A 25,921-nucleotide genomic window follows, 5' to 3' on the forward strand; every position below is an offset into this window, starting at 1 on the left:
CGACCCGGCAACCGTCCACAGATATCGTCCGACTTATGCACACCCCCTGTGCATAACATCGATCGCTCGTTCAACCTTTGGCCGGCTTCAACGCCATCGGTCGCAGCAGCAGATAACCGGCGTACAACCCGAGCGCTGTGACCACCGCGACGGCCGGTACCGCGACGGCCAGTGGTGGACGATCGTAGCTGAGACGTGACAGCGGCTCGGCCAGCCACTCGGCGACCAGGAGGAACTCGGTCGCCGCGGCCGGCAGCACGGACAGCGGCAGCAGCAGTACTCCGCGCCAGAAGCCGAGACGGTAGAACGTGATGCCGAGCAACCAGCCGGCTGCTTCATGCGCCACGATCAGCAGGAAGAACTCGGTGAAGATCATCCCGACCTGCGAGGTACTGGTGAAAAGGTGCCGGTTCTCCATCGCCTGGGCCCACCCCTGCCAGTCGTAGATCACGCGTTCCACCTGGTAGACCAGCACCCACAACAGCGCGGTCGCCACCGCGGCCCCGACCAGGAAGATGCTCGAGGCAACGGAAAACATCCGCCGGGTGACGCCCTGCGCGACCATCAGTTTCAGGTATGCCGGAGCGAGCATGATGCCGACCGCCATCGAGAAGTACTTCGGCGACTGGGTGCCGTAGTCCCACGTGCTGTACCCGGTCCCACCGGAGACGGTCTGGACGATGAAACCGCCTACAGCGAAGGCGATCAGCATGATGGCCCAGTATCCGAGGATCATCGGCCGCGAGCCGATCATCATCGCGTGCAGGACCTGCCGCAGCCGGTACCACGACGTGACACCGCGCGGCATCGACGTGGCATCGGCAACTCGCTGGGTGGCCTCGGTTCGATTGTCGACTGCCGCACTCATGAACGAGCTCCAGAGGTCGGGGCGGTGAGGTGCACGAAGAGGTCCTGCAGGCCGACCGGGCCGACCTCCAGTCCGGCCCGCGTCGCCTCGGCGAGCAGGGCGGGATCGAGATCGCCGAGCACGGTGGTGGACTTGGTGCCGCCGAGCCTCTCTTCCGCGAGCACGGTGAACCCGGCGGTGAAGTCGTCCACCGCGGCGGCCGGTCCGACGATCGAGGCGCCACGGCCGCGGAGTGCGTCCACCGGCGACTGGGTGACGAGGCGGCCGTTGTCGAGGATCACGACCTCCTCGAGCATCGGGCTGACCTCGGTGACCAGATGCGTCGACAGCACGATCGTCCGCGGCACCTCGGCGTAGTCGGCGAGCAGGGCGTCGTAGAACAGGTTGCGGGACGGGACGTCCATGCCGAGGTAGGTCTCGTCGAAGATCGTCAGCGGTGCCCGGCTGGCCAGCCCGAGCACGACCCCGAGGGCGGACTTCTTACCGCGGGAGAGCTTGCTCACCTTCTTGCCGGTCGGCACCTCGAACCGATCCAGCAGCTCGCCGGCCAGGTCGTCGTTCCAGTACGGACGCAAGCTCGAGGCGAGCCCGAGCACGTGCTTGACCGGCGCCGCGTCGACCAGGTCACCGGACTCGCGGATCAGGCAGACCCGGCTGGTGACGACCGCGTTCTCGTACGGCTCCTGCGCCGTACCGAGCTCGGCTGACTCGACCAGCACCCGGCCCTCGTCCGGGCGCCGGAAGCCGGCCAGGGTCGCGGCGAGCGTGCTCTTCCCGGAACCGTTGCGGCCGAGCAGACCGTGGATCTTGCCGGGCGCGAGGCGCAGGTCGAGCCGGTCGAGCGCCGGCACGCCGCCGAACCCAACCGACAGGTTCTCGGTCCGCACAGCGAGAGCGGTCTGTTCAAGAGTGCTGGTGGTCATCAGGCTTCCACTGTGCGGATGTGCTGGACGACGTCCTTGAGCGGAACGCCGATGGCCTTGGCCTCGCGGATCATCGGGTCGACCACGTCGGCGAAGAACGAGTCCTGTCGGCCGGTGCGCAGCAGCAGGCGGGCGTTGGGGCTGACGAACATCCCGATCCCGCGCTTCTTGTAGAGCACGCCCTCGTCGACCAGTTGGGCGAAGCCCTTGGCCGCAGTCGCCGGGTTGATCCGGTAGAACGCGGCGTACTGGTTGGTCGACATGACCTGTTCGTCCTCGGCGAGGGCACCGGTCACGATGTCGTTCTTGATCTGCTCCGCGATCTGCAGATAGATCGGACTCCGATCGTCGAACACCACGGCCCCCTCTCTGCCCTCACTCGGTCCACCGGTTCATTACTTGAGCAACGAACCATAGCACCTCATGGGGTCAGCCTCCTGCGGCGTACGACGACTGCTGCAGAGACTTCTTCAGCGCCGGTACGACGGGCCCGACCCGGACACCGAGCTGCGCCAGCCGATCCTTGTGGCGGAGGCGCTGGTCCTTGGTGACGACCGTGCGCAGGTCCGCGGTCGCGGCCAGTACGACGACGGCTGCATCACGGAGGTCCACGCGTGTGACCAGCCGGGACGGGCGGAGTGTGTCCGTCGCACTCTGCAGCACCTGGCGCCGAATCAGCGGGTGCCGCAGCGTGATGCGATGGGCCGGGAACAGACCGAGGACCCGGTACGGCGCGACCCTGATCAGGTAGGCACGCTCCAGGTCGCCGCGGACCTCGCGGACCATCGCGCGCTGCCGGCGGTCGACCCAGGTCTTCCACTTGCGCGGACCGCGGCCACCGATGTCGGCGAGGATCCCCGCCAGGACCTGATCCTCCGGCGCGGCCACCTTCGTCAGCCGGGCGCGACCGTTGTCGTCGGCAAGGTTCCCGGCGAGCTGGAGGTCGACCAACGCGGCCGCGCGGAGCAGCTTTCCGAGCTTCGAGGTGTTCGTCAGGCGGCCTTTCATCGGGTCGTAGGCGAGCAGGAACAGCCTTGCTGCCAAGGCATCCGGAACTTTGGCCTTGCCGAGGGCAACGGTCTTCCGAGCACGGGCCGGGCGCCGGGTCGCGACGCTCCGGGCGGGCCGCCGCAGCGGCGTCACCACAGCTCTACTCATGGTCTTCCTCCTTGGCCGGACGGCCCGGGCGGCGGATCTTGCCGACGCCTGACGGCAGCCGGCCGGCGTCGGCCAGCGCCCGCCGGAGCAGGTACTCGATCTGAGCGTTGGTGCTGCGCAGGTCGTCGGCCGCCCACCGGGCCAGCGCGTCATGCACCACGGGATCCAGCCGGAGCAGGATCTTCTTGCGTTCGGCGGCCACAGCGCCCGCTCACTGGTAGAGCGAGCCGGCGTTGACGACCGGTTGGGCGTCTCGGTCGCCACACAGCACCACCAGCAGATTGCTGACCATGGTCGCCTTGCGCTCCTCGTCCAGGTCGACCACCTCGTGCTCGGACAGCCGGGCCAGGGCGAGCTCGACCATGCCGACCGCACCCTCGACGATCCGCTGCCGGGCCGCCACGACCGCGCCCGCCTGCTGGCGGCGCAGCATCGCCTGGGCGATCTCCGGCGCGTACGCGAGGTGGGTGATGCGCGACTCGATCACATGCACCCCGGCCGCCTGCACCCGGGCGCCGATCTCGACCGACAGCGTCTCGGTGATCTCGTCGGTGCTGTCCCGCAACGACAGGCCGCCTTCGTCGGGATGTACGTCGTACGGGTAGCTGTTGGCGATGTGCCGGACGGCGGTCTCGGTCTGGATCGCGACGAACTCGACGAAGTCGTCCACCTCGAACATCGCCTGCGCGGTGTCCTCGACCTGCCAGACCACGACCGCGGCGATCTCGATCGGGTTGCCGTCGGCATCGTTGACCTTGGCAACGGCCGTCTCGTGGTTGCGGATCCGGGTGGAGATCTCACGCCGCTGGGAGATCGGGTTCACCCAGCGCAGGCCGTCGGTGCGCAGCGTCCCGGCGTACCGGCCGAGGATCTGCAGCACCCGGGCGCGGCCCGGCGAGACCGGCGTCAGCCCGGCGGCCACGATCAGGCCGGCCAGGAAGATCAGCACGGAGAGCACGATCAGCACGCCCTGGTCCTGGCTCAGGCCGATCACGAACAACACCACTGCGCCCACCACCAGCACGAACGCCAGCCCGGCCATCGGCCACCCGTTGACCTCGCGTGCCACCCGCTCGGTCACCTTCGGCTTCGGCATCTCCACCGCAACGTCCAACTCCGCCATCACCAGCTCCTCTCGGATAGCTGAAAGGTAGCAAAGTGATATCACTTTTACAAGCGGCGGCTCGCTGGCGGCTTGTTTCGCCGATAGCCGGTTGTTACCGGTTACCGAGCAAACACCCCGCCATCGACCGAGCCGGATCGGTGGGTCAGAGGGGTTGGGCGAGGGCTTCCAGGTGGGATTGCCAGAGGGGGGCGTGGGAGTTGGGGAGCGGGTCCATGGCGGAGTCGGACCAGGCGTGGATGGGGCGGATGCCGTGCAGGGCGTTGACGAGCCAGGCCTCGGTGGTGTTCTGGAGTTCGGTCGGGGTGATGGGGTGTTCGGAGACCGGCGTGCCTTGGGCGGTGGCGACGCGGCGGAGGAGTCGGGCGGTGACGGACGGGAGAAGCGGGCGATCGGACGGCGGGAAGCAGAGGGTGTCGTCCTCCCACCAGGCGAGGGCCGAGTAGGCGGCCTCCAGCACGGTGCCGTCCTGGTCGAGGAGGAGGATCTCGTCGGCGCGATGCGCGGCGGACTCCTTCAGCTTGCCCAGCAGCTCCAGGTCAGGACCCTTCACCCGCGGCTCGGTGCGTGGATCGGGATCCTCGTGTACGGCGACCCGGACGCGGCCGCCGGTCGGCGGAGCGGGCCGGCGCTGTACCGCGAGCTCACCCGACTCGTGCAGCTCGAACCGAGGAAACCAGCGACCGAAACCCGGCAACCGGCCGACCTGCTTGTCCCAGTACGCCGCCGCATCCACCCCCGCCGCCAGACACGACCCGACGAACCGTTCCCGGTGCAGCTCGATCCCCCGAACCTTGCCATCAGCAACCAAGAACGAATCCGCCACCCGCAGACCACCACTCATGTCCCCCACCCTTCGGCCGCGGAGTTCCCGCCCACGGCTGCCATTGCCTTCAGCACCATTTCGTCGTACTCCGCGACCGGGTCGGAGTCGAGCACGATCGCACCCCCCGCGCCTACTGTCGTTCCGTCCGGCGTCAGTACCGCCGTCCGGATCACCACACTCAGATCCGCCCGCCCGTCCACGGTCAGATAGCCGAGCGCACCCGAATACACCCCACGGGCACTCGACTCCAACGCGTCGAGAATCTCCATCGTGCGGATCTTCGGTGCACCCGTCATCGACCCCGGCGGGAAGCACGCCCGGACCGCGTCGATCGCGCTCACCCCGGAGCGCAGCCGGGCGCGGACCGTGGTGACGAGCTGATGGACGGTCCGGTAGCTCTCGACCTGCATCAGCTGCGGCACGTGCACCGTGCCCGGCCGGCTGACCCGGCCGAGGTCGTTGCGGATCAGATCGACGATCATCAGATTCTCGGCCCGGGTCTTCTCGTCCTCGGCCAGTGCCTTCGCCGCCAACTGGTCCTGCGCCGGGTCCACCTCCCGCGGCGCGGTCCCCTTGATCGGGCGGCACTCGGCCCACCCGTCCGCATCCACGGTCAGGAACCGTTCCGGCGACGAGCTGGCCACCGCGAGATCGCCGTACCGGAGGAAGGCGGCGTACGGCGCCGGGTTGGCCGCCCGCTGCCAGCGGAAGAACTCGAACGGATCGGGCACGGACGGCAGGCGGACCCGGTTGGTCAGGCAGACCTCGTACGTCTCACCTGCCTCCAGCGCCGCCATGCACGCGGCGATCCCGGCCAGGTACGTCGGCCGGTCCTGCTCGAGATGCGCCTCGAGGTCGAGCCGCGCGATCGCCGGTACGCCGTCGCCGGACATCCACCAGTCCGACGCACTCCGAACCGCCCGATCCAGCCACCCCGCGCCCGCGTCTTGTTCGTCGACGGCGACGAGGTAGGTGATGTCGCGGTCGTGGTCGATCACGACGAACCGGTTCGCCCAGATCCACAGCGCGTCCGGCGTCGACGCCTCGTGCGCCGCGACTCCCCCGGTCAGCGCCTTGAGCTCGTAGCCGAAGTACCCGACGTACCCACCGTTGAAGAGTCCGGTCAGCTCGTCCGGTACGGCGTCCAGCCGGCCGGCCTTCTCCGCCAGCCGCTCGCCCAGCTCCACGAACACATCACCATCTGAGACATCCCGGACGACGACCTCGGCGTCGGGGCCGGCCGTCGTACCCAGGACGGAGACACGTCGTACCGCCCGATCCGTCAGGCTTCCGTCGAGCCAGAACGCAACAGGTTCTTCGGCCAGCAGCTCGCGGTAGACAGTCTCTCCGTCGAGCGCCCGGTCGACCGTCCGGACGGACCAGCTCAGCGCACCCACAGGCACACGCTACCTACCCGCGGGCGGATCCACGCCCCTGACTCGTCAGGCGGTCAGAGCGAGCTTGGTGCGCATGGCCGTGATCCGGCGGATCGGGATCGCGACCTCGAGTCCGTCCTTCGACTCGGCGCGATCCGCCAGCCAGCCGGCGGCGGTGTCCCGGCGGACATCCGGAGTACCGGGAAGGTAGAGCGCGTTCACCAGACGGTGGGCGTCGTCGCGGCTGCGGATCATGTAGACGTACCGCTCCCGCTGGCTCTCCATCACGTCGAAACCGGCGTGGTGGAGCTGGTCCTTGAGCTCGGTGATCTCGCCGCCGGCCGGGAACTGCGGGGTCGACCGCAGCCGCGTGGTCAGACCGCTCAGGGTGCGGATGTCACCGCGGCGGAGCGGTCGTACGGCGGGCACGATCGCGGCCAGCACACCGCCGCGACGCAGTACCCGGGCCGCCTCGGCCAGGACCGCCGGCAGCGGCTGGAGCACCATCAGGCCCATCGAACAGGTGACGACGTCGAACACCTCGTTCGCGAACGGCAGATGCAAGGCGTCCGACTGCACCCTCGGACCTGGCGCACCGGCGAGCTGGGCCGGGTTGTTGTCGACGCCGACGACCCAGTGGCCGTGCAACTCGCGGGAGACCGGGCCGTTGCCGCAGGCCAGGTCGAGGACGCGCCGGGCCTCGCCGGAGACGGCGCGAACCAGCCAGCGGTACGGCGTGTGGTCGCCGGCCACCGCGCGGGAGAGCAGGGCTTCGGTGCTACCTGGAGTCGCGGTGTGGAACTCCCGCAGGTACTCGGGCCAGTCGATCAGATTCTCGGACATCGCGCAGTGAGGCTACCTCGTGACCACCCGCCGTACACCATCGAGCGCACAGCGTGGGTGGTCTCTTAATACAGCTTTGAACTCAGACCCGGCTGACGAAGATGTGGCCGGCGGTCTCGTCGCTGATCACGCCACCCGCCTCGCGGCTGCCGACCAGGACACCCTCGGCGTCCATCGTCGAGTCGACCTCGCGACCCGGCAGCGCGCCGGCCCGGCGCAGTACGGCCATCGCGCCGTCGTCGGTCTGGACCGGTTCGGCGATCCGGCGGACCAGCACCCGGACGCTCTCGCCGGTGGACGCGTCGAGCACCTTGTCCAGCGGCTCGACACCGATCCGGAAGTCCTCGATCCCGCTCGCCTGGCCGCTGGTCTCCAGTTCCTCCAGACCCGGGATCGGATTGCCGTACGGCGACTCGGTCGGGTTGTTCAGGATCTTGAGCAACCGCAGTTCCACCGCGTCGCTCATCACGTGCTCCCAGCGGCAGGCCTCTGTGTGCACGTCCTCCCACTCCAGCCCGATCACGTCGACCAGCAGCCGCTCGGCCAGCCGGTGCTTGCGCATCACCCGGACCGCCTGCTTCCGGCCGACGTCGGTGAGCTCCAGGTGGCGGTCGCCCTCCACCTTGATCAGCCCGTCGCGCTCCATCCGGGCGACCGTCTGGCTGACCGTCGGACCGGACTGGTGCAGGCGTTCGGCGATCCGCGCACGCAGCGGCAGGATCCCCTCTTCCTCCAGCTCGTAGACGGTCCGCAAGTACATCTCGGTGGTATCGATCAGCTCGCTCACGACAACCATTCTCACCTATGTAGGCAAGCCTGACCGAATTCCCGGTGAACAGGCGGACCGAGTAGGTCATAACCGCGGAAGCACGCACGATGGACCGATGGCGCCTGCGGTGATGTGGTTCCGGCGGGACCTCCGGCTGGCGGACAATCCTGCGCTGCTTGACGCAGTCGCCGCGAGTGACGGCCGAGTGCTCGGCCTGTTCGTGCTCGACCCGCGACTGTGGAACCGCGCGGGAGATCCACGCCGTGAACGGTTGGCGGCGTCGTTGCGGCAGCTCTCCGATTCCATCGGCGGCCGGCTCGTCGTACGACGGGGTGATCCGGCAACCGTCGTACCGGAACTGGCCGAGGAGATTGGCGCGGCCAGTGTGCACATCAGCGCGGACTGCGCCCCTTACGGACAGCGCCGGGACAAAGAAGTTGAAGCCTCATTGAAGTGTCCGCTGGTGGCGACCGGATCGCCGTACGCGATCGCTCCCGGGCGCATCCTGAACCAGCAGAATCGCCCGTACCAGGTGTTCACGCCATACTTCCGGGCCTGGCTCGAGCACGGCTGGCGTCGTCCGGTCGATGCGCCGGCGAACGTCGGGTGGCTCGAGGCCGACGGCGAGGATCTTCTGGAGAGCGCAGTCGAAGGCGCTGGCGAGCAGGGAGCGCACGAGCACTGGCATGAGTATCTGGACCAGGTCGCGCGGTACGACGACGAGCGTGACCGGCCGGATCTCGACAGCACCTCGCGGATGTCGATCCCCTTGAAGTACGGCGAGATCCACCCGCGCACCATGCTCGCCGATCTCGCCCGCAAGCGCAGTCGGGGCGCGGACGCCTACCGTCGCGAGCTCGCCTGGCGCGAGTTCTGCGCGGACTTGCTCGCGCGGCATCCCGACGCCGCCTGGAAACCGCTGCGGCCCGAGTTCGAGCGGATGGAGTACGACGACCCCGGCGCGCTGTTCGACGCGTGGTGCCAGGGCCGGACCGGGTATCCGTTCGTCGATGCGGGGATGCGACAGCTCGCCGAGACCGGCTTTCTGCACAACCGCGCGCGGATGGTGGTCGCGTCCTTCCTGGTCAAGGACCTGCACGTGCATTGGAAGTTCGGCGCCCGCTGGTTCATGCGGTCGCTGCGCGACGGCGACCTCGCCTCGAACTCGTTGAACTGGCAGTGGGTGGCCGGCTGCGGCGCAGATGCGGCGCCGTACTTCCGGATCTTCAACCCAGTCGACCAGGGCAAGAAGTTCGATCCCGACGGTGAGTACGTCCGCCGCTGGGTGCCCGAGCTGCGCGATCTCGACAGCAGCGCGGTCCACGAGCCATGGAAGCACGGTGGCGCCGACGGCTACCCCGATCCGGTCGTCGACCACGCCTCAGCCCGCCGCGAGGCGCTGCGCCGGTACGACGCCATCCGTACGTCTTGACGCCGACTTGAGTCATACCTCTATAGTGCTAGGTAACTAGATGAATGGGGTTTGATTGATGATCGAGTTCCATCTGGACGGACGGTCGGGGGTGTCGCCGTACCAGCAGATCGTCCAGCAGGTCCGGAACGCACTGCGGCTCGGACTACTGCGCAAGGGCGACCAGTTGCCGACGGTGAAGGACGTCGTCGCGGCGCTGGCGATCAACCCGAACACTGTGCTCAAGGCGTATCGCGAGCTCGAGCACGAAGGCCTGGTGCAGGCCCGGCCGGGGCGCGGCACGTTCGTGACCCGGACACTGACCGACAACACGCTGGCCGCGCACGGCCCGCTGCGGCAGGACCTGCGCCGCTGGCTGGCGAAGGCGCGCAAGGCCGGCCTCGACGACGAAAGCATCGAGGCGTTGTTCCTGACCACGTTTCGGTCCGCCGCTCTGGAGGACTTAGCATGAGCGCCGTCCTGCAGGCCCGCGGCCTGGGCAAGAGATACGGCCGGCGCTGGGCGCTGACCGACTGCGATCTGGAAGTGCCGGCCGGACATGTCGTCGGGCTCGTCGGCCCGAACGGCGCCGGCAAGAGCACGCTGCTCAACCTGGCCGTCGGGATGCTCACACCGACCGCCGGATCCGTCGAGGTACTGGGCGGCCCGGCCGGCGCGCAGCAGGCCAAGGTCGGGTACGTCGCTCAGGACACGCCGACGTACGCCCGGCTGAGCGTCGCCGATCACCTGAAGCTCGGTGCGAAACTCAACCCCGGCTGGGATCCCACCGTGGCCCAGCGGATCCAGCGCCTCGGACTCGACCCGAAGCAGAAGGCCGGCAAGCTGTCCGGCGGCCAGCGAGCCCAGCTCGCACTCACGCTCGGCCTGGCCAAGCGGCCCGACCTGCTGATCCTCGACGAACCGGTCGCCGCGCTCGACCCACTGGCCCGGCGCGAGTTCCTGCAGGACCTGATGGGGGCGGTCGCGGAGCAGGAGCTCAGCGTCGTACTGTCCTCCCACCTCGTCTCCGATGTGGAGAGGTCCTGCGACTTCCTGATCGTGCTCGTCGATTCGCGGGTCCAGGTCAGCGGCGAGATCGACACGCTGCTGGCGACACACTTCCGGCTGACCGGTCCACGACGCGCCGCCAAGGATCTGCCCGGCGATCAGCACGTCGTGACCGAGAGCCACACCGACGTGCAGTCGACGTTCCTGATCCGCACCGAGAAGCCGATCCTCGACCCGGCCTGGACCGTCACCCAACTCACCCTCGAGGACGTGGTACTGGCCTACATGGCCAGCAGCGTCCCCGCCCAACCCCTACGTCCGGTCCTGGAGGTGCAGCGATGATCTGGCTGACCTGGCGGCAGTTCCGAGTCCAGTTCCTCGTGGTCGCGTCCGTGATCGCCGCGGCCGCGGTCGTCCTGGCGCTGACCGGCCCGGGCCTGCTCGACGACTACCACCGCCTGACCGACGACTTCATCAAGAACCTCGGCTTCGAGCGCCTCAACCCGTTCCTCTACATCGCCGGTCAGGTCCTGCTGTACGCCGTTCCGCCGGTGATCGGGGCGTTCTGGGGCGCACCGCTGATCGCCCGCGAACTCGAGACCGGCACCCATCGGCTGGCGTGGAGCCAAAGCGTCTCGCGGTGGCGCTGGCTGGCCACCAAGGTCGGGTTCACCGGACTCACCGCGATTGCGATCACGGCCGTACTGAGCCTTGCGGTGACCTGGTGGGTCAACCCGATCGACGACGCGATCAACGCCGGCCAGGAGTCGAACACCTACCTGCCGCGGATGTTCCCGCCGGTCTTCAGCGCTCGCGGCCTGGTCCCGATCGGGTACGCCGCGTTCGCGTTCGCGCTCGGAGTCGCGGTCGGACTGGTCGTCCGTCGTACCTTGGTCGCGCTCGCAATCACGCTGGCCGCGGTGATCCTGGTGCAGATCGTCACGCCGACGTTGATCCGGCCGCACCTGCTCGCGCCGACGGAGTCCTACCTGACCGTCAGCCTGGACAACCTCCGCGGCTTCATGCTGACCGGGGACTCCACTCCTCCAGAGGTGAAGCAGATCGAGGTGGCCAGCGGGTCCGTCGGCGCCTGGAAACTGTCCGACGAGACCGTGGACAAGTCCGGCAAGAGGGTGAGCACGTTGCCGAGCTGGATGATCGACTGCGAGCCCGGACCTCCTCCCGGTCTGGAACCGCGCGTCCCACCGGCGAAGGCGGCGGCCTGCTTCCAACGGCTGGCGGACGAGGGCTACCGGCAGCACATCAAGTACTTCGAGGCCAGCACCTTCTGGGCTCTGCAGTGGCGTGAGTTCGGGCTGTTCCTGCTCCTGGCGCTGGGACTGACCGGGTTCAGCTTCTGGCGGATCCGCCGCGACCTGTCCTGAGTTTCCTGACGATCAGGGCGATCGCGAGGAGTCCGGCTCCCACCACTGCTGAAGTCCACGGGAGGGTGACGGCGAGAACGACGCAGCCGATGAGGCCGATCACGTTGAGGGCACGGGGCCATCGACGCTGGTCGGCCGGCTGGGTGAACGCGGAGGCGTTGGCGATCGCGTAGTACAGCAGGACGCCGAACGACGAGAAGCCGATGACTCCGCGCAGGTCGGTGGTCAGCACGAGGATCCCGACGACCACGGCGAGCGCGATCTCGGCGTGGTGCGGGACCTGGAAGCGCGGATGGACGGCGGCCAGCCAGCCGGGCAGGTCGCGGTTGCGTGCCATCGCGAGCGACGTTCGGCCGATGCCGGCGATCAGGGCGAGGAGTGCGCCGAGGCTCGCGAGGGCGGCTCCGATCCGGACGACGGGACTGGCCCAGCCCGCGCCGACGGTGTCGACCGCGGTGGCGAGCGGCGCGATGGTCGTGGCCGGATCGAGCACGAGCAGCAGCGCCACACCGACGGCAAGGTAGATGCCGATAGCAACGATGACGGCGGTGCTGATCGCACGCGGGATGGTCTTCGCCGGCTCGCGGACCTCCTCACCCATGGTCGCGATCCGCGCGTACCCGGCGAACGCGAAGAACAACAGCCCCGCCGCCTGCAGGACGCCGTACGGCGAGGTGCCGGTGAACTCGAGGTCGCGATGGGGCGCACCGGTGAACAGCACGATCAAGACGAGCGCGAGGACCGCGAGCGTGCAGGCGACCAGGATCCTGGTGAGTCGTGCGGTCTTGGTGACACCGCGATAGTTGACCGCCGCCAACCCGGCCACGGCGGCCAACGCGACCAGCCTGCGCAACCATCCACCACCAGGTACGGCGTACGTCGCGAAGGTCAACGCCATCGCGGCACACGACGCCGTCTTCCCCACCACGAAACACCACCCGGCGGCGAAGCCCCACCACTCCCCCAGTCGCTCCCGCCCGTACACATACGTCCCACCCGAGACCGGATAGACAGCCGCCAACTGAGCCGAGGACACCGCGTTGCAGTAGGCGACAACCGCGGCAACCGCCAACCCGATCAGCAGCCCCGATCCGGCGGCCCGCCCAGCCGGCCCCCACACCACGAAGACCCCGGCCCCGACCATCGAACCGAGGCCGACCACGACGGCGTCGCCGACGCCCAGCCGCCGGGCCAGGGTGGGATGCGGCTGGGCGGCACTCATGTCAGTCGGCCGCCGCCATCGCCGCGGCGATCTTCCGGTCGGCATCGGCAACGTCCTCCTCGGGCGCCGGGGGCAGCAGGTCGGCCCACAGTGGCAGCATCTCCCGGCGCGCCTCGAGCATGCCCAGCGGGCGCGGGTAGAACCACACGTGGAAATGGGCCGAACCGTCGCCCCAACGATAGACGTGGACGCGGGCAATGCCGCCGAGACCGAGGATCGCTCGCTCGATCCGGGCGACCACCGGACCGTAACTGGTCGCGTGGGCCGCGGGCAGGTCGGCGAAGCTGTCGTGGTGACCTCGACTGGCCAGCCAGACCACTCCCGGGATGGTGACGTCCTTGGCCGGGCACAGGGCCCAGTTGTCGTCCATCCAGAGCGGCGGCCGGTGTTCGGACTTCTCGAACGAAGCCAGCCAGTCGCAGAGTCCGCACGGATCCCCGCCGGGCTCGCCGACGCGGGGTGGTTCGGGGATCACGCGCGGCGGCGGCTCGCGGCGGATCAACGGTTCGGCGTAGGGAAGTGTCATGGCGCCCCTCCAAAGCTGTCGGTCCCGTCAGTGAAACATGACTGTTGCAGAAAATGCAACGACCATGTTTCAGAAGTTCAGGACTCCGCGGAGGGTCAGGTCGAGGGTGAGCCGGCGGACCCGGGCCTTGGACCAGTGGTGCCGGCCGCGCATGTGCACGTAGGTGAAGGTCGCCGACACCATCAGCACCTCGGCCACGTCGCTGATCCGGCCGTGCGGATGCAGCGATCCGTCCTGCTCGCCCTCGCGCAGGAACCGCTCGAACGGATCGATGAACGAGACCGGGCCGTTGCGTGCCTGCTCCTGGTGGAACACCAGGTCCGAGGACAGGATCAGCGGCAGATGCCGGTCGATCACGTCGAACAAGGCCTCGAGCGTCTTGACCAGGCCTTCGCGGCCGGTGCCGGAACCGGCCAGGATCGGCCACATCGTGTCCCGGTAGTCCTCGGCCAGCGCGTCGAGCAGCGAGTTCAGCAGCAGTTCGACGGTCAGCCCCTGCCGCCACAGCGTGACGCGGGACCGGCCGACCTTCTCGGCGACCCGCTCCAGCGTGACACCGGACCAGCCGTGCTCGGCGAGTACGGCGACGGTCGCCTCGCGCAGCGTCTCGTCCACCGCGATGGTCATCTCCGGCCACTCCTCACCGAGCGCTCTTGTGCAACACGGCCGTTGCACTGCACGATGACTGTACCAAGAAGCGAAGGAGCAACCGTGGACACGAGGACGGAGATCCGGCTGCGGCTGACCCCGCAGGAGGTGGCGGGACTCGCCGCGCTCGCGGTCGGGTTGCGCGGGGTGACCGAAGCCGAGCTGACCGAGGAGGACGCGGCGGTCGCGGCGCTGGAGCTGGCGCTCACCCGGCTGATCGAGGACTTCGAAGTACCCGATGAGAGCGCTCGGGCGCGGGTCCAGCAGGCACGCGACGAGCTGCGGGCGCACTGGGTCCGGGGCGGCGCTTCACTCTGAGGGCGTCGCTCTGAGGATGGTCAGCAGGCGGGCCACCTCGGCGGCTACCTCGTCGCGGGCCGGGCCGAGGTACTTGCGGGTGTCGACCAGGGTCGGGTTGCCGGCGAGGACTTCGCGGACCTTGGCGGTGAAGACGTTGTTCAGGTGGGTGGCGATGTTGACCTTGGTCATGCCGGCCTCGACGGCTCGGGTGAGGTCGGGGTCGGCGACACCGGAGGAGCCGTGCAGGACGAGGGGGACGGGGACGGCGGTGTGGAGTTCGGCGATGAGGTCGAAGTCCAGGGACGCCGTACGTTCGGTCATCGCGTGGGACGAGCCGACGGCGACTGCCAGGGCGTCGACGCCGGTCGCTTCGGCGAAGGCGAGGGCCTCGTCGGGGCGGGTGCGGGCGCCGGGTGCGTGCACTCCGTCCTTGCCGCCGACCTCACCGATCTCGGCCTCGACGAACACCCCGTGGTCGTGACAGAACGCCGTGACCTCGGTGGTCGACGTGACGTTGTCGGCGTACTCGAGCTTCGACGCGTCGTACATGACCGAGGTGAAGCCGAGTGAGACGGCCTCGGTGACCAGGTCGCGGTCCATCGCGTGGTCGAGGTGGACGACGACCGGGACCGTCGCGGCGGCCGCGGCGGCCAGGGTGGCGACGCCGATCGGCTTGAGGGCGCCGTGGTACTTCACCGCGTTCTCGCTGATCTGCAGGATGACCGGCGCACCGACCTCCTCGGCGCCGGCGATCAGCGCGGTCGCGTGCTCCAGCTGGATCACGTTGAACGCACCGACCCCACGACCAGCCTTGGCGGCGGCCAGCACGACCTCGGCCCCGGAGACCAACGGCATGAGCTTTCTCCTTCTGACTAACTAACGGTGACCTGGGGCTGCCAGCGCCGGTACGCGGCCAGATCGATGTCCCCGGCAACCGGTGTCAGCACCGCGGCGGCCGACGCGGCCACAGCGGACTTCAGTACGACGGACCAGTCGGGCTCCGGCGACTCGGCGACAGCCGCCGCAACCACAGCCGTGCAGGCGTCGCCGGCACCGGTCGGGTTGCCACTCACCTTCTCGACCGGCAGCGCTCGCCAGACACCCTTGTTGCTGGCAGCAACCATCCCGCGTGATCCATCGGTGATCACGGCCGCGGTCGCACCCAACCCGACCAGCTGACGAGCGCCGTCCTCGATCGTCGTGTCACCCAGCGCGTCACGCAACTCGGTCGCGTTGGACCGCACCACCGCACCAGCCTTCGCAGCCGCGGTCAGCGCGGCACCGCCGGCGTCGATCACGGTCAATACGTCGTGATGCCGCGCGCGGACCGCGAGTTCGGCGTACGCGTCAGCGGGCAATCCCGGCGGGATGCTGCCCGAACAGGCCAGCACGCCCAATCGTGACCACGGCATCCGGTCCCCGAACGCACGCCACTCGTCAGCGGTCACCGAAGGGCCGGTCTCGTTGAAGATCGTCGCGTCCCCGTCGGCACCGTTGACGATGGCAACGGTACGCCGAGTCTCCCCGGCGATCGGCGTCAGCAGTGCGGTGAGGCCCGCATCGAACAGTTCCTCCGCAACCAGCTCACCGGTCACACCGCCGACGAACCCGAGCACCAGCACCTGGTGCCCCAACGTCGACGCCACCCGGGCGACGTTCACACCCTTGCCACCGGCCCGCTGCCGAACAGTGCCGACGCGATGACTGCCACCGACGACGAGCTCGTCGACCTCGTACGTGACGTCCAGCGCGAGGTTGAGGGTGATGGTCCCGATCAGTCCAGCCACGACCCTGCCCGCATCACCTTCTGAACGACGTACTCGTCGTCCAGCACCACCAGGTCCGCCCGCTTGCCGGTCTCGATCGCGCCCACGTCGTACCAGCCGAAGGCCTGCGCCGGCGTTGTCGACGCCATCCGGGACGCGTCCACCAGGGACACACCGGCCTTCACCGCGTTGGCGTAGGACACGTCCATCGTCAAGGTACTGCCGGCGATCGAATGCTTGCCGTGGGCAAGCGTCACCAGACCTTCCTTCACGTCCACCTCGAGGTCGCCGAGCTTGTACCGGCCGTCCGGCATCCCGGTGGCCTCCATCGCGTCGGTGATGAGGGCGATCCGGTTCACCCCGGCCGCCGCGAGGGCGACGCGGACGACCTGCGGATCCAGGTGCAGCCCGTCGTTGATCACCTCGAGCAGCAGCCGTTCGTCGTTCAGGGCGGCACCGACCGGACCCGGGTCGCGGTGGTGGAACGGCCGCATCCCGTTGAACAGATGCGTGGCGACGGTCGCCCCGGCGTCGGCGCCGGCGATCATCTGCTCGTACGTCGCGTCGGTGTGTCCGAGGGCGGCGACGGCGCCCGCGTCGACGACCTGGCGGATCGCGTCCAGCCCGTGCTCCAGCTCCGGCGCGATCGTCACCATCTTCACCGCGTCGCTCAGGACCTTCGTGACGTCGTCGGCGACCGGGTCGCGCAGCAGCGTCGGCTCGTGCGCACCGCACCGCGCCGCGGACAGGAACGGACCTTCCAGGTGGACACCGGCGATCACGCCATCGGTGATCAGGTCCGCGAGACAGGCGGTCTGCGAGACGATGTCATCGAGGGGCGCCGTCACCAGGCTGGCGAGCGTGGTCGTCGTACCGTGCCGGGCGTGGAAGGCCGCAACCTTGCGCGCCTCCTGCGGATCGGTCGTCGAGTACGTCGATCCGCCGCCGCCGTGGGTGTGGATGTCGACGAAGCCCGGGACGACGGTGACGTTGCCGAGGTCCTCGGGCCGCTTGCCGTCGGCCGGCATCCCCTCCGACCTGCGGCCGAACGCGACGATGTCCGCGTCGACCACCTGGATCCAGGCGTTCTCCAGCACGTCGTCCGGCGTGACGAGCCGGCCCACGCGATAGGTCGTCATACCGTCTGATCTCCACTCTCGTCGGCCGTCACGCGGTCCCAGGCCATTACCGCGGCGCCGAGGCAGCCCGCGTCCTCACCGAGTACGGCGGCCACGATCTCGGGCTCGCGCTGAAAGGTGAGCCGCGCGTGGATGCCGTCGCGCAGCGGTTGCAGCAGTGTCTCCCCCGCGCCCACCAGTCCGCCGCCGATCGCGATCCGAGTCGGCGCGACCAGGGTCGTGTAGAGGACGAGCGCATCGATCAGCGCCTTCAGTGCGTCGTCCCAGACGTGCGCAGCGTCCGGATCACCGGCGGCCAGCAACTCCAGGACCTCACGTGCACCGTCCACGGTCCGGCCGGTCCGGGCGCCGTACCTGCGGGCCAGTGCGGCCGCGGAGGCGACCGTCTCGAGGCAGCCCCACTGACCGCAGGCGCACTGCTCGGCCGCATCGCCGTGGACGAACCGGGTGTGGCCGAGTTCGCCGGCCCAGCCGTCGCCGCTGACCAGCGAGCCGTCGATCACCATCGCGGCGGCGATGCCGGTGCCGAGCGGCAGGAACATCGAGTTCGTGGTGCCGGTGAGCGCGCCCTGGCGGAGTTCGGCGTACCCGCCGGCGCGGACGTCGTGGGCGAGCACGATCGGTACGCCGTCTCCGATCGCGGCCTCCAGCTCGGCGCGCACCGGCGTACCGACCCAGGCCAGGTTCTCGGCGCCGACCGTGCCGGTCTCGGCATCGATGACGCCGGGCACGACGACACCGATCGCACGCACTCGGTGACCGTCCGCAGTCGCCTTCTGGCTCAGCTCGACGACGGTCTCCAGCAGGGCATCGAGCACGGCGCGGCCCCCGGCCTCCCGGGGAGTCGGCCTGGTCTCGCGGTGCAGCACGGCACCGTCCGCGGCGACCAGGCCGCACTTCATCCGGGTTCCACCGAGATCGACGGCAACCACGACTTCACAGGGGTCCACGGAGCGCCATTATGCAGCGTTACCGGGCAGTCCGAACATCCGTGAGCAATCTCTGGACAACCTCGACCAGACCACTGGTGTCCCGTAAGCGATGTAGCTCGAACGATAGCGGTGTCCAGGTGCGTGCATCGGGGTGCTTGAGCAGTGGCCTCGATGCGGAGCATCGTGGGCGCTGGTCAAGTGCCGCGAGGTGCGTGCCTGGGCGCCGATAGCGTCGAGCTACATCGCTTACGGGACACTGACGACTCTGGTTCAGTTGCGTCCGAAAATCCGCGGGCAGGGCGCCGCGGGTCATCGGCCGCCACCGGATCAGGTCCGAAGGCCCCGGTCGAAGGCGGCGACCAGGAACGTGACCAGGTTCTCGGCCAGCTTGCCCGGGTCCTCGACATCATCCACGCCAGGCGCGCGGGACAAGGCCTGGGACTGGTGCAACGCAAGCAGTCCGAGCATGTTCACGTATCCGAAGGCGACCGCCTCGGGCGAGGCGTGTGGCAGGGCTGACTGAAGCGCGGCCAGGTACCGCGACTCGATCGGGTCGGACTCGGCGGCGTACAACTCCCGGATCCGCTGGCTCGGATCGAACGCGATCCGGCCGATGAAACGCGCGACCACCGCGCCTCGCTCACCCCGGCGCAGGACCAGGTCCAGCCCGGGCTCGATGAATGCCCGGATCAGCTGCTCCGGACTCGGCCCGCCGCGGGCCTCCAACTGGTCCAGCCGGCGCCGGCGTTCGGCGTTGACCGGCGCCATCGCCCGCGCGACCGCGGCTCGCAGCAAGGCCTCCTTCGAGCCGAAGTGGTAGTTGACCGCGGCGATGTTCGCAGCCGCCGCCACCGTGATGGCACGCAGCGACGTTCCTTCGTAGCCCCCTTCACCGAAGCGTTGCTCGGCGACGTTGAGCAATCTCTCCCGGGTCGATTCGACCGGTGTTTCCACAAACTTCTCCTTCCCCCCGGCTACCGCTCGCTCAGGCACCCCACCTGCTCACTCGCCGTAGCCTGCAGTCAGCATAGTTCAAGCGGTCGTTTGAACTGGAGGGCTTAGCTCTTTAATCTCCGAGAATTCCTCAGATTTATCTGAAAACTCCTTCCTTCCCATGGTTCACAGCCCTCACACGTCCCGATCGCGGTCCGGTTGCCGGTCAGATCGGGCGTCTGGTTAGGGTCGTGCGGTATGAGTCTGGTTCGGGTGGAACGGCGGTTTCAGGGACCCAAGCGGTCGGGCAATGGCGGGTACGTCGCCGGACAGGTTGGTACGGCGCTGGCCGCGCGGATCGACGCCGGCGTGGTGCCGCGGGTGACGCTGCGAATGCCGCCGCCGATCGAGAAGGACCTGACGCTGGACGCCGACGTCGAAGGGGCGCGGTTGACCGACGGCGAGGCCGTCGTTGCCGACGCCGTACCGGTGGACGCGGACTTCCTGGCCGACGCGACCATCGACCCGGTATCGCCCGACGAGGCTCGCGCGGCCGAGGCGGCGTACAAGGGTCTGAGCAATCATCCGTTCCCGAGCTGCTTCGTCTGCGGGCCGGAGAACGCGGACGGCCTGCAGCTCAAGCCGGGTCCGCTCGGCGACGGACGGACGGCGTGCACGTGGCAGCCGGGCGGCGACCTGGTGACCGGCGGCCTGGTGGACGACGTCTTCCTGTGGTCCGCGCTCGACTGCCCCGGCGGATGGGCGATCGACCTGGAGGGCCGCCCGTCGGTGCTCGGGCAGTTGACGGCCTGCATCGACGCGCGCCCGCAGCCCGGCGAGCAGTGCGTGGCGCTCGGCCGCTACCTCGGTGAGGAGGGCCGCAAGACGTTCACCGCCAGCACCCTGTACGACTCCGACGGCCGCGTGCTCGCCCGCGCCCGGCACACGTGGATCACGGTCGACCCCGCCGTCTTCAACTAACGGGCGCGCGCCGCGTGCGCGCGGACCTTGGCCCGGTTCCCGCAGGTGGCCATCGAACACCACCGCCGGCGCCCGCGGGGGTCGAGGAACAACCAGCCGCACGACTCCCCCGGGCACATCCGAACGTGCGCCCGCGGCGGCCCGGTCAGCAGCTCACCCGCGAGCAGCGCCAGGTTGTCCAGCGGCAGCGCCAGATCCTCCGGCAGCTCCCACACCGGACCGTCGTCCGCCAGGACCAGTTGCCGTCGCCCGGACGCCCGTTCGATCACCCGGGCCACGGCCTCGAACGACTCATCGGTCGCCTGCCCGGTCAGTACGTCATACAGCTCGGTCCTGAACTCAAGTGTCGCGTGCAGCCGCCGCGCCGCCTCGGTCGGCTTGCCACCGGCCTGCTCGATCAGCCGGAACACGGTCGCCGGCGGCACCAGGCCGACGTACGAGGTCCAGATCAGGAAGGCCTCGTACGACGTCAGCCACTCGGTCCGGGCCGGGCCACGGGTGGTCCAGTCGGACCGGGTGTTGACGAAGTCGAGGACCGGATCCGCGCCGACCGGCTTGGGCAGGACGACGCCCTGCACGAGCTCGAGGTGCGACGGCAGCGCGGACATGACCCAGCTCAACTCAGTTGGCGGGCTGCTGGGTCGTGGTGGTCGGCGTCGGCACCGGGATGCTGACGTTGCCGTTCTGCGGGATGACCATGAACTGGATCTTGCCCGATTCGATCGCGGTCTTCAGCAGGTAGCCCTGCGCGCCGAGCATCGCGACCTGCGCCTTGACTGACTGCAGTTCGACGTTGACCTGCTGGTTCTTCTGCTCCTGGGTCGCCTTGGCCAGCTCGGCCCGCTGCTTGGCCTCGAGGCCGTCGATGATGCCCTTGTCCAGCGGTGTCGGCTTCTGGATCGTGAAGGACAGCTCGCCACAGTCGTTGGTGCCGTTGTACGACGGGCCGCAGAAGTAGTCACCACCGACGGCGGCCGGCAGCAGCCGGGTGAACTCCTTGGCCGCGGCGGACTGGAAGGCCGCCTTCTTCGACTCGTTGTTGTAGAGCTCGGCCCAGCCGTAGTCGGCCGCGACCGCCGCCAGCGCCCGGTCGATCTGCGGCCGGAAGTAGCTCTGCAGCATCTGGTCCCAGCCGTCGTCCTCGTAGGCGTCGGTCTTGAGCCCGATCCGCTCGTGGAACGACTTCAGCACCGCCTCGTCGCGGTTCAGCGTGAAGTAGACCTGGACCCGGACGCCGAGCCGGACGTTGTCCTTGCTGACCACGGTGACCTCGTCGGCCGCGTCGGTGTCGGCGCCGTCGCCGCCGATGATGTACGAGCGCTGGTCGATCGGGTAGGTGTAGACGGTGTCGCCAGGGCCGATCAGCTTGTTCGTCGAGCCCGGGGGGATGACGGACTTGAACTTCTTGTCCTCGATCACGCCACCGCCGTAGTGCAGACCGATCCGGTTCGCGTCGGTGTCGGCGAAGTTGAAGATGTTGAACAGCGCGATGATCACGATCACGGCCACGATCAGGCCGCCGATCACCTTGACCTTCGTGCTTCCGCCCTTGGCGACGGCGGTCGCACTCCCCAGTTTGGCCATCAGTCGTCGAGCTCCTTGCGGGTTACCAGTCGCCGGATGTCGGCGAGGGTCAGGTCTGCGGTGACCGCGACATCGCGCGGCACCGACGGATGCGAGCTGAGCGTACGCAAGCCCTGCTCGGCAGCCGCGACCGCCCGTTCCAGCGTCCTGACCTCGTGCATCAATGCCCGGTGTTCGGCGTTGACCTCGGCCAGGGCCTGCTCGGCCTGGGCAGCCCGGCGGTACGACGCCCACGCCATCCAGGCGGTTCCGACCAGCAGGATCACGATGACCGGAAGTCCGAGTCTCAGCATGTCTCCTATGGGACCACGGCACCCCGTTCGTCTGTGCGCGAAAACTGGTTGAACGCCGGGCCTGCGGACAGTAGGTTTTCAGTACACGCGAAGGGAGGTGGTCCAACGCATGAATTGCTATCGGACTCGTGAGGTGGCGGCGGGCTAACCGCCAACCACTAACAAGTGGGCATGTGGTCGGCCAATTCAACGCCAGCCACCGGGCCCGCGGGCAGTCAGGTCAGTCCGCCTGACCCAGAGTTCGGCCACCCGGTCGCGGTCTGGAAGCGCTCGCGGGCTTTTTTCTGCCCTCACTCCGGCGGTGGGCAGTCCAGGCCGAGCTCTTCGCCGATCTCGCGGAGTTGGGCTTCGAAGTACGCGCCGGCATCCGGCAGCACCCAGTGCAGCTGTCCGAAGACCTCCATACAGATCAGGCCGTAGAGCCTGACCCAGTAGCTCAGCGCGAGGTAGATCGCGCCGGCTGGCATGCCCTGGAACTCCTCGGTCTCTTGCTGCAACTGAGCGAGCAGCACCGGTCCGAGGTCCTCGTCGGCCGGATACGGGAACGGCTTCCAGTGCCAGATCTGCGCGACCAGGTCCTTGAACACGGCCCCGAAGCGCATCGCCGCCTGATGCCCAGGCGTGTCCGCGTGGTCCTCGGCCTCCGGGTTCGGGATCGCCGTACCGAACAGCAGCGCGAACTCGGACGGATGCGCCAGTGCCCAGTCCCGCAGTCCATTGGTCAGCAAGAACAACCTGGCACCGAGATCCGCATCGGTGTCGGCGGCCTGCAACTCCATCAGCGCACCGGTCAGTTCGTCGTACAGGTCGGCGATGAGGGCGGTGACGAGGGCCTCGTGGCTCGGGAAGTAGCGGTAGAGGGCCGGCGGGGTCAGGCCGAGCTCGCGCGCGACCGCACGCAGGCCGACCGCGCCCACGCCGCCGCTGACCAGCAGCCGCCGCGCGACCGCCTTGATGTCGGCCAGTGTCGCGGCCCGCTGCCGGTCACGCCGGGTCGCACCCTCGTCCATCGAAATTCTCCTTGACAGGCCGGCCTCCCGGATGTCTAGAGTTAACACCGTTAACAGTTAACGCTGTTCACTGAGACACCCGCCGCTCAAATCTAACGTCCTGGGGGAGTTTCGTGTTCGAGACGCTCGGCCACTTCACGTTCCGGCGCCGCCGCCTGGTGCTCGCCCTGACCGGAGTCCTCGTCGCCGTCGGGCTGGCCTGGGGCACCGGCGTGTTCGGATCGCTGGCCAACGGCGGGTTCGACGCACCGGACACCGAGGCCGCCAACGCTGTCGCGACGATCGAGCAGAACGTCGGCCGCACCGGCACCGACGTGATCGTGCTCTACCGCAGTTCCACGCAGACCGTCGCGGACCCGGCGTTCCGGCAGTCCGTCGAGCAGCACCTCTCGGGCCTGCCGTCCCAGGACGTGCTGAGCACAACGACGTACTGGAGCAGCCGCTCGCCCCTGTTCGTCTCCAAGGACCAGCACAGCACGTACGCCGTGCTCACACTGGCCGGCGCGGACCAGGAGGAGCGGCTGGCGACATTCCACCGGATCGCCGACCAGGTGCGGACCGCGCCACCCGCGCTGGACGCGAAGGTCGGCGGCGAGATCGCGGTCTTCGACGAGGTGAACACCCAGACCGAGCACGACATCGTGCATGCCGAGACGATCTCGACGCCGATCGTGCTGGTGCTGCTGGTGGTCGTCTTCGGCGGCCTGGTCGCCGCCAGCCTGCCGTTGTTCGTCGGCGCGCTGGCCATCCTGGGCGCCTTCGTGCTGCTGCGCGGGCTGACCGCCATCACCGACGTGTCGATCTTCACGATCAACATCGTCACGATGATCGGCCTCGGACTGGCGATCGACTACGCGCTGTTCATCGTCACCCGGTTCCGCGAAGAGCTTGCCAAGGGCAATGATGTGGAGACGGCGCTGACCGCGACGATGTCGACGGCCGGCCGGACTGTCGCGTTCTCCGGCATCACCGTCGGCGTCGCGATCAGCAGTCTGGTGCTGTTCCCGGTGATGTTCCTGCGCTCGATGGCGTACGGCGGTGCGGCCGCCGTGCTGGTCGCGATGGTGGCGGCGCTGACAGCGCTGCCTGCCTTGCTCGCGGTCCTGGGGCATCGGGTGAACAGCCTGCGGCTGCCGTTCCTCAAGCCTCGCAAGGCGCGCGCCGAGCACGGAGCGTGGTACCGGCTCGCGCACAGCGTGATGCGGCGTCCGGTGCGGTATGTGCTCGTGCTGGTGCCGGTGTTGCTGGTGCTCGGGATCCCCTTCCTGCAGGCGCAACTCGGTGGCGTCGACCACCGGTCGTTGCCTGCCGGCGCCACCTCCCGCACGGTGACCGAGACGCTGCAAAGTGACTTCGCTGGTGCGGGTGGGTCGGACATCGTCGTGGCAGTCCGCTTCGACTCCCCGCCATCCGATCCGTCGGCGGCACTGGCGCCGTACCTCGGGAAGCTGCGGCAGGTCGCGAACGTCGAGAACGTGCGAGTCGGCGGGTACGACAGCGGCGTCGCGGAGGTGGTCGTGCATACGCACTTCACCGCGCAGGAACTGGCCGCGCGCGATGTCGTCCACGACGTACGGGCGATCGCGCCGCCGGGTGGGACGCAGACCGAGGTCGGCGGTGAGACGGCCGCGGTGATCGACCTGCTCGATGTGCTGGCCGAGCGGGCGCCGTACATGGCCGGATTCATCGTGCTGGTGACGTTCGTGCTGCTGTTCGTCGCGTTCGGATCGTTCGTGCTGCCGGCCAAGGCGCTGCTGATGAACGTGCTCTCACTGTCCGCGGCGTTCGGCGCGATGGTCTGGATCTTCCAGGACGGTCACCTGTCCGGGCTGCTCGACTTCACCCCGGCCGGATTCCTCGACGCGACCAACCCGGTGCTGTTGTTCGCCGTGCTGTTCGGGCTCTCGATGGACTACGAGGTGTTCCTGCTCAGCCGGATCCGGGAGGAGTACGACCGGACCGGCGACAACACGCAGGCGGTCGCGCTCGGACTCCAGCGGACCGGCGGCATCATCACCAGTGCGGCGCTGCTGCTGATCATCGTCGTGGCGGCGTTCTCGACCTCGGGCATCGTGTTCGTGAAGATGATCGGCGTCGGGCTGGTGATCGCGATCGCACTGGACGCGACGATCGTGCGGGCGTTGCTGGTGCCGGCGACGATGCGGTTGCTCGGCCGGGCCAACTGGTGGGCGCCGGCTCCGCTGGTGCGGTGGTGGCAGCGCAACGGCTTCCGCGAGACCTCGGAGGCTCCTCAGGGCTGGAGCCGCGACAACTCCCAGCCTTCGGAGTTGGTACGCCGGTAGGCCAGGCGGTCATGCAGCCGGCCGGTCCGGCCCTGCCAGAACTCGAACGCGTCCGGCCGGACCAGGTAGCCACCCCAGAAGTACGGCGTGGAGATCTCGGTACCCTCCGGCCACTGACGCTCGTACGACGTGTACTGCAGGTCGAGCTCCTCGCGGGACGCGACCGGCTGGCTCTGCTGTGACGCCCAGGCCCCGAGCTGTGACTCGCGCGGCCGGTTGCCGAAATACGCGTCGACCTCGTCGCCGGGGAGCTTGGTCGCGCTGCCCTCGATGCGCACCTGCCGCTCCATCGCATGCCAGGGGAAGACGAGCGCGCAGTGCGGGTTCACGGCCAGGTCGTCGGCCTTGCGGGACTGCTGGTTGGTGAAGAACACGAAGCCGCGCTCGTCGAGGCCCTTCAGCAGCACAGTCCGCGCCGACGGCCGGCCGTCGCCGTCCGCGGTGGCCAGCACCATCGCGTTCGGCTCCGGCAGGCCGGCTTCGGTCGCCTGCGCCAGCCAGGTCCGGAACTGGACGATCGGGTCCGGATCGACCTGGCTCTCGAGCAACTCCCCGAGGCCATAGGCCCGCCGCATCTCCGCAAGATCCACGGTC

General features: G+C 68.8%; 30 protein-coding genes. 7 read left to right on the forward strand and 23 right to left on the reverse strand.

Annotated features, from left to right (window positions below):
• Window positions 1-70 precede the first annotated feature (70 nt).
• The 10 genes from ACIBG5_RS14845 to ACIBG5_RS14890 form a co-directional block, all read right to left on the reverse strand.
• A complete protein-coding gene (locus ACIBG5_RS14845; protein WP_396392090.1) occupies window positions 71-868 on the reverse strand; it encodes a hypothetical protein in 798 nt (265 codons plus the stop codon).
• A complete protein-coding gene (locus ACIBG5_RS14850; RefSeq protein WP_396392091.1) occupies window positions 865-1,791 on the reverse strand; it encodes an ATP-binding cassette domain-containing protein in 927 nt (308 codons plus the stop codon). Before ACIBG5_RS14850 ends, ACIBG5_RS14845 begins: the two co-directional genes overlap by 4 nt.
• Window positions 1,791-2,147, reverse strand: a complete 357-nt coding sequence (locus tag ACIBG5_RS14855; RefSeq protein WP_396392092.1) for a GntR family transcriptional regulator — start codon at window positions 2,145-2,147, stop codon at window positions 1,791-1,793. The genes ACIBG5_RS14850 and ACIBG5_RS14855 overlap by 1 nt, the downstream gene beginning before the upstream one ends.
• A gap of 73 nt (window positions 2,148-2,220) precedes the next feature.
• Window positions 2,221-2,949, reverse strand: coding sequence for a GPP34 family phosphoprotein (locus tag ACIBG5_RS14860; RefSeq protein ID WP_396392093.1), 729 nt, complete (start codon window positions 2,947-2,949; stop codon window positions 2,221-2,223).
• Entirely contained in the window at window positions 2,942-3,151 is a 210-nt protein-coding gene (locus ACIBG5_RS14865) for a hypothetical protein (RefSeq protein ID WP_360445135.1), read from the reverse strand. The genes ACIBG5_RS14860 and ACIBG5_RS14865 overlap by 8 nt, the downstream gene beginning before the upstream one ends.
• 9 nt (window positions 3,152-3,160) lie before the next feature.
• Window positions 3,161-4,072 carry an SPFH domain-containing protein gene (locus ACIBG5_RS14870; protein WP_396392094.1) on the reverse strand — a complete coding sequence of 304 codons (912 nt, stop codon included), beginning with the start codon at window positions 4,070-4,072 and terminating at the stop codon, window positions 3,161-3,163.
• Window positions 4,073-4,217: 145 nt separating this feature from the next.
• A complete protein-coding gene (locus tag ACIBG5_RS14875; protein ID WP_396392095.1) occupies window positions 4,218-4,916 on the reverse strand; it encodes an aminotransferase class IV in 699 nt (232 codons plus the stop codon).
• Window positions 4,913-6,295: an aminodeoxychorismate synthase component I gene (gene pabB / locus ACIBG5_RS14880; protein ID WP_396392096.1), complete on the reverse strand. Its 1,383-nt coding sequence runs from the start codon at window positions 6,293-6,295 to the stop codon at window positions 4,913-4,915. Before pabB ends, ACIBG5_RS14875 begins: the two co-directional genes overlap by 4 nt.
• 45 nt (window positions 6,296-6,340) lie before the next feature.
• On the reverse strand, window positions 6,341-7,117 hold the full coding sequence (locus ACIBG5_RS14885) for a class I SAM-dependent methyltransferase (protein ID WP_396392097.1): 777 nt from the start codon (window positions 7,115-7,117) through the stop codon (window positions 6,341-6,343).
• Window positions 7,118-7,199: 82 nt separating this feature from the next.
• Window positions 7,200-7,904 carry a metal-dependent transcriptional regulator gene (locus tag ACIBG5_RS14890; RefSeq protein ID WP_396392098.1) on the reverse strand — a complete coding sequence of 235 codons (705 nt, stop codon included), beginning with the start codon at window positions 7,902-7,904 and terminating at the stop codon, window positions 7,200-7,202.
• 97 nt (window positions 7,905-8,001) lie between these two features.
• Between ACIBG5_RS14890 and ACIBG5_RS14895 the strand changes: the two genes are divergently transcribed.
• The 4 genes from ACIBG5_RS14895 to ACIBG5_RS14910 are packed head-to-tail and all read left to right on the forward strand — an operon-like array spanning window position 8,002 to window position 11,690.
• Window positions 8,002-9,318, forward strand: coding sequence for a cryptochrome/photolyase family protein (locus tag ACIBG5_RS14895; RefSeq protein WP_396392099.1), 1,317 nt, complete (start codon window positions 8,002-8,004; stop codon window positions 9,316-9,318).
• Window positions 9,319-9,376: 58 nt separating this feature from the next.
• Window positions 9,377-9,769: a GntR family transcriptional regulator gene (locus tag ACIBG5_RS14900; RefSeq protein ID WP_131360545.1), complete on the forward strand. Its 393-nt coding sequence runs from the start codon at window positions 9,377-9,379 to the stop codon at window positions 9,767-9,769.
• Window positions 9,766-10,647 carry an ABC transporter ATP-binding protein gene (locus ACIBG5_RS14905; RefSeq protein WP_396392100.1) on the forward strand — a complete coding sequence of 294 codons (882 nt, stop codon included), beginning with the start codon at window positions 9,766-9,768 and terminating at the stop codon, window positions 10,645-10,647. The genes ACIBG5_RS14900 and ACIBG5_RS14905 overlap by 4 nt, the downstream gene beginning before the upstream one ends.
• Entirely contained in the window at window positions 10,644-11,690 is a 1,047-nt protein-coding gene (locus ACIBG5_RS14910; RefSeq protein ID WP_396392101.1) for an ABC transporter permease, read from the forward strand. Before ACIBG5_RS14905 ends, ACIBG5_RS14910 begins: the two co-directional genes overlap by 4 nt.
• On the opposite strand, the gene ACIBG5_RS14915 is transcribed toward ACIBG5_RS14910, so the two are convergent.
• The 3 genes from ACIBG5_RS14915 to ACIBG5_RS14925 all read right to left on the reverse strand — a co-directional run bounded on the left by ACIBG5_RS14915 (window position 11,656) and on the right by ACIBG5_RS14925 (window position 14,065).
• Window positions 11,656-12,912 carry an APC family permease gene (locus tag ACIBG5_RS14915; RefSeq protein ID WP_396392102.1) on the reverse strand — a complete coding sequence of 419 codons (1,257 nt, stop codon included), beginning with the start codon at window positions 12,910-12,912 and terminating at the stop codon, window positions 11,656-11,658. The genes ACIBG5_RS14910 and ACIBG5_RS14915 overlap by 35 nt on opposite strands.
• Before the next feature lies 1 nt (window position 12,913).
• The gene (locus ACIBG5_RS14920) at window positions 12,914-13,438 is read right to left on the reverse strand and encodes a hypothetical protein (RefSeq protein WP_396392103.1); all 525 of its coding nucleotides are present in this window, start codon (window positions 13,436-13,438) and stop codon (window positions 12,914-12,916) included.
• A 69-nt stretch (window positions 13,439-13,507) separates the two neighbouring features.
• Window positions 13,508-14,065: a hypothetical protein gene (locus ACIBG5_RS14925; RefSeq protein ID WP_360445115.1), complete on the reverse strand. Its 558-nt coding sequence runs from the start codon at window positions 14,063-14,065 to the stop codon at window positions 13,508-13,510.
• A gap of 84 nt (window positions 14,066-14,149) precedes the next feature.
• On the opposite strand from ACIBG5_RS14925, the gene ACIBG5_RS14930 reads away from it, so the two are divergent.
• Window positions 14,150-14,404, forward strand: a complete 255-nt coding sequence (locus ACIBG5_RS14930; RefSeq protein ID WP_396392104.1) for a hypothetical protein — start codon at window positions 14,150-14,152, stop codon at window positions 14,402-14,404.
• On the opposite strand, the gene ACIBG5_RS14935 is transcribed toward ACIBG5_RS14930, so the two are convergent.
• The 5 genes from ACIBG5_RS14935 to ACIBG5_RS14955 form a co-directional block, all read right to left on the reverse strand.
• Complete coding sequence (locus ACIBG5_RS14935) at window positions 14,396-15,241, reverse strand: ketose-bisphosphate aldolase (protein ID WP_396392105.1); 846 nt, start codon at window positions 15,239-15,241, stop codon at window positions 14,396-14,398. The two genes, ACIBG5_RS14930 and ACIBG5_RS14935, sit on opposite strands and share 9 nt — an antisense overlap.
• A 17-nt stretch (window positions 15,242-15,258) precedes the next feature.
• Complete coding sequence (locus tag ACIBG5_RS14940) at window positions 15,259-16,173, reverse strand: 1-phosphofructokinase family hexose kinase (protein WP_396392106.1); 915 nt, start codon at window positions 16,171-16,173, stop codon at window positions 15,259-15,261.
• On the reverse strand, window positions 16,161-17,291 hold the full coding sequence (gene nagA, locus ACIBG5_RS14945) for an N-acetylglucosamine-6-phosphate deacetylase (RefSeq protein ID WP_396392107.1): 1,131 nt from the start codon (window positions 17,289-17,291) through the stop codon (window positions 16,161-16,163). Before nagA ends, ACIBG5_RS14940 begins: the two co-directional genes overlap by 13 nt.
• Window positions 17,288-18,241: an ROK family protein gene (locus tag ACIBG5_RS14950; RefSeq protein ID WP_360445105.1), complete on the reverse strand. Its 954-nt coding sequence runs from the start codon at window positions 18,239-18,241 to the stop codon at window positions 17,288-17,290. Before ACIBG5_RS14950 ends, nagA begins: the two co-directional genes overlap by 4 nt.
• 309 nt (window positions 18,242-18,550) lie before the next feature.
• Window positions 18,551-19,177, reverse strand: coding sequence for a TetR/AcrR family transcriptional regulator (locus ACIBG5_RS14955; RefSeq protein ID WP_396392108.1), 627 nt, complete (start codon window positions 19,175-19,177; stop codon window positions 18,551-18,553).
• A gap of 237 nt (window positions 19,178-19,414) precedes the next feature.
• On the opposite strand from ACIBG5_RS14955, the gene ACIBG5_RS14960 reads away from it, so the two are divergent.
• Window positions 19,415-20,137, forward strand: a complete 723-nt coding sequence (locus ACIBG5_RS14960) for a hypothetical protein (RefSeq protein ID WP_396392109.1) — start codon at window positions 19,415-19,417, stop codon at window positions 20,135-20,137.
• On the opposite strand, the gene ACIBG5_RS14965 is transcribed toward ACIBG5_RS14960, so the two are convergent.
• The 4 genes from ACIBG5_RS14965 to ACIBG5_RS14980 all read right to left on the reverse strand — a co-directional run bounded on the left by ACIBG5_RS14965 (window position 20,134) and on the right by ACIBG5_RS14980 (window position 23,024).
• Window positions 20,134-20,745 (reverse strand): CGNR zinc finger domain-containing protein, encoded by a 612-nt coding sequence (locus tag ACIBG5_RS14965; protein ID WP_396392110.1) that lies wholly within the window; start codon window positions 20,743-20,745, stop codon window positions 20,134-20,136. The two genes, ACIBG5_RS14960 and ACIBG5_RS14965, sit on opposite strands and share 4 nt — an antisense overlap.
• A gap of 13 nt (window positions 20,746-20,758) precedes the next feature.
• Window positions 20,759-21,721 carry an SPFH domain-containing protein gene (locus tag ACIBG5_RS14970; RefSeq protein ID WP_360445097.1) on the reverse strand — a complete coding sequence of 321 codons (963 nt, stop codon included), beginning with the start codon at window positions 21,719-21,721 and terminating at the stop codon, window positions 20,759-20,761.
• Window positions 21,721-22,014 (reverse strand): hypothetical protein, encoded by a 294-nt coding sequence (locus tag ACIBG5_RS14975; RefSeq protein WP_396392111.1) that lies wholly within the window; start codon window positions 22,012-22,014, stop codon window positions 21,721-21,723. Before ACIBG5_RS14975 ends, ACIBG5_RS14970 begins: the two co-directional genes overlap by 1 nt.
• 290 nt (window positions 22,015-22,304) lie before the next feature.
• A complete protein-coding gene (locus ACIBG5_RS14980; protein WP_396392112.1) occupies window positions 22,305-23,024 on the reverse strand; it encodes a TetR/AcrR family transcriptional regulator in 720 nt (239 codons plus the stop codon).
• A 113-nt stretch (window positions 23,025-23,137) separates the two neighbouring features.
• Here ACIBG5_RS14980 and ACIBG5_RS14985 point away from each other — a divergent pair, with 113 nt between their 5' ends.
• On the forward strand, window positions 23,138-25,327 hold the full coding sequence (locus ACIBG5_RS14985; protein WP_396392113.1) for an MMPL family transporter: 2,190 nt from the start codon (window positions 23,138-23,140) through the stop codon (window positions 25,325-25,327).
• Here the strand turns inward: ACIBG5_RS14985 and pdxH are convergent.
• Window positions 25,276-25,917: a pyridoxamine 5'-phosphate oxidase gene (gene pdxH / locus ACIBG5_RS14990; RefSeq protein WP_396392114.1), complete on the reverse strand. Its 642-nt coding sequence runs from the start codon at window positions 25,915-25,917 to the stop codon at window positions 25,276-25,278. The genes ACIBG5_RS14985 and pdxH overlap by 52 nt on opposite strands.
• Window positions 25,918-25,921: the final 4 nt, after the last annotated feature.

Source organism: Kribbella sp. NPDC050241 (assembly GCF_044459685.1).
Classification (GTDB): Bacteria; Actinomycetota; Actinomycetes; order Propionibacteriales; family Kribbellaceae; genus Kribbella.

What these genes read in the sequence shown, in the direction of transcription:
- ACIBG5_RS14845 (WP_396392090.1), bottom strand. Translation starts at nt 868, where the DNA reads ATGAGTGCGGCAGTCGACAATCGAACCGAGGCCACCCAGCGAGTTGCC.
- ACIBG5_RS14850 (WP_396392091.1), bottom strand. Translation starts at nt 1,791, where the DNA reads ATGACCACCAGCACTCTTGAACAGACCGCTCTCGCTGTGCGGACCGAG.
- ACIBG5_RS14860 (WP_396392093.1), bottom strand. Translation starts at nt 2,949, where the DNA reads ATGAGTAGAGCTGTGGTGACGCCGCTGCGGCGGCCCGCCCGGAGCGTC.
- ACIBG5_RS14870 (WP_396392094.1), bottom strand. Translation starts at nt 4,072, where the DNA reads ATGGCGGAGTTGGACGTTGCGGTGGAGATGCCGAAGCCGAAGGTGACC.
- ACIBG5_RS14875 (WP_396392095.1), bottom strand. Translation starts at nt 4,916, where the DNA reads ATGAGTGGTGGTCTGCGGGTGGCGGATTCGTTCTTGGTTGCTGATGGC.
- ACIBG5_RS14885 (WP_396392097.1), bottom strand. Translation starts at nt 7,117, where the DNA reads ATGTCCGAGAATCTGATCGACTGGCCCGAGTACCTGCGGGAGTTCCAC.
- ACIBG5_RS14895 (WP_396392099.1), top strand. Translation starts at nt 8,002, where the DNA reads ATGGCGCCTGCGGTGATGTGGTTCCGGCGGGACCTCCGGCTGGCGGAC.
- ACIBG5_RS14900 (WP_131360545.1), top strand. Translation starts at nt 9,377, where the DNA reads ATGATCGAGTTCCATCTGGACGGACGGTCGGGGGTGTCGCCGTACCAG.
- ACIBG5_RS14905 (WP_396392100.1), top strand. Translation starts at nt 9,766, where the DNA reads ATGAGCGCCGTCCTGCAGGCCCGCGGCCTGGGCAAGAGATACGGCCGG.
- ACIBG5_RS14910 (WP_396392101.1), top strand. Translation starts at nt 10,644, where the DNA reads ATGATCTGGCTGACCTGGCGGCAGTTCCGAGTCCAGTTCCTCGTGGTC.
- ACIBG5_RS14915 (WP_396392102.1), bottom strand. Translation starts at nt 12,912, where the DNA reads ATGAGTGCCGCCCAGCCGCATCCCACCCTGGCCCGGCGGCTGGGCGTC.
- ACIBG5_RS14920 (WP_396392103.1), bottom strand. Translation starts at nt 13,438, where the DNA reads ATGACACTTCCCTACGCCGAACCGTTGATCCGCCGCGAGCCGCCGCCG.
- ACIBG5_RS14925 (WP_360445115.1), bottom strand. Translation starts at nt 14,065, where the DNA reads ATGACCATCGCGGTGGACGAGACGCTGCGCGAGGCGACCGTCGCCGTA.
- ACIBG5_RS14935 (WP_396392105.1), bottom strand. Translation starts at nt 15,241, where the DNA reads ATGCCGTTGGTCTCCGGGGCCGAGGTCGTGCTGGCCGCCGCCAAGGCT.
- nagA (WP_396392107.1), bottom strand. Translation starts at nt 17,291, where the DNA reads ATGACGACCTATCGCGTGGGCCGGCTCGTCACGCCGGACGACGTGCTG.
- ACIBG5_RS14960 (WP_396392109.1), top strand. Translation starts at nt 19,415, where the DNA reads ATGAGTCTGGTTCGGGTGGAACGGCGGTTTCAGGGACCCAAGCGGTCG.
- ACIBG5_RS14965 (WP_396392110.1), bottom strand. Translation starts at nt 20,745, where the DNA reads ATGTCCGCGCTGCCGTCGCACCTCGAGCTCGTGCAGGGCGTCGTCCTG.
- ACIBG5_RS14970 (WP_360445097.1), bottom strand. Translation starts at nt 21,721, where the DNA reads ATGGCCAAACTGGGGAGTGCGACCGCCGTCGCCAAGGGCGGAAGCACG.
- ACIBG5_RS14975 (WP_396392111.1), bottom strand. Translation starts at nt 22,014, where the DNA reads ATGCTGAGACTCGGACTTCCGGTCATCGTGATCCTGCTGGTCGGAACC.
- ACIBG5_RS14980 (WP_396392112.1), bottom strand. Translation starts at nt 23,024, where the DNA reads ATGGACGAGGGTGCGACCCGGCGTGACCGGCAGCGGGCCGCGACACTG.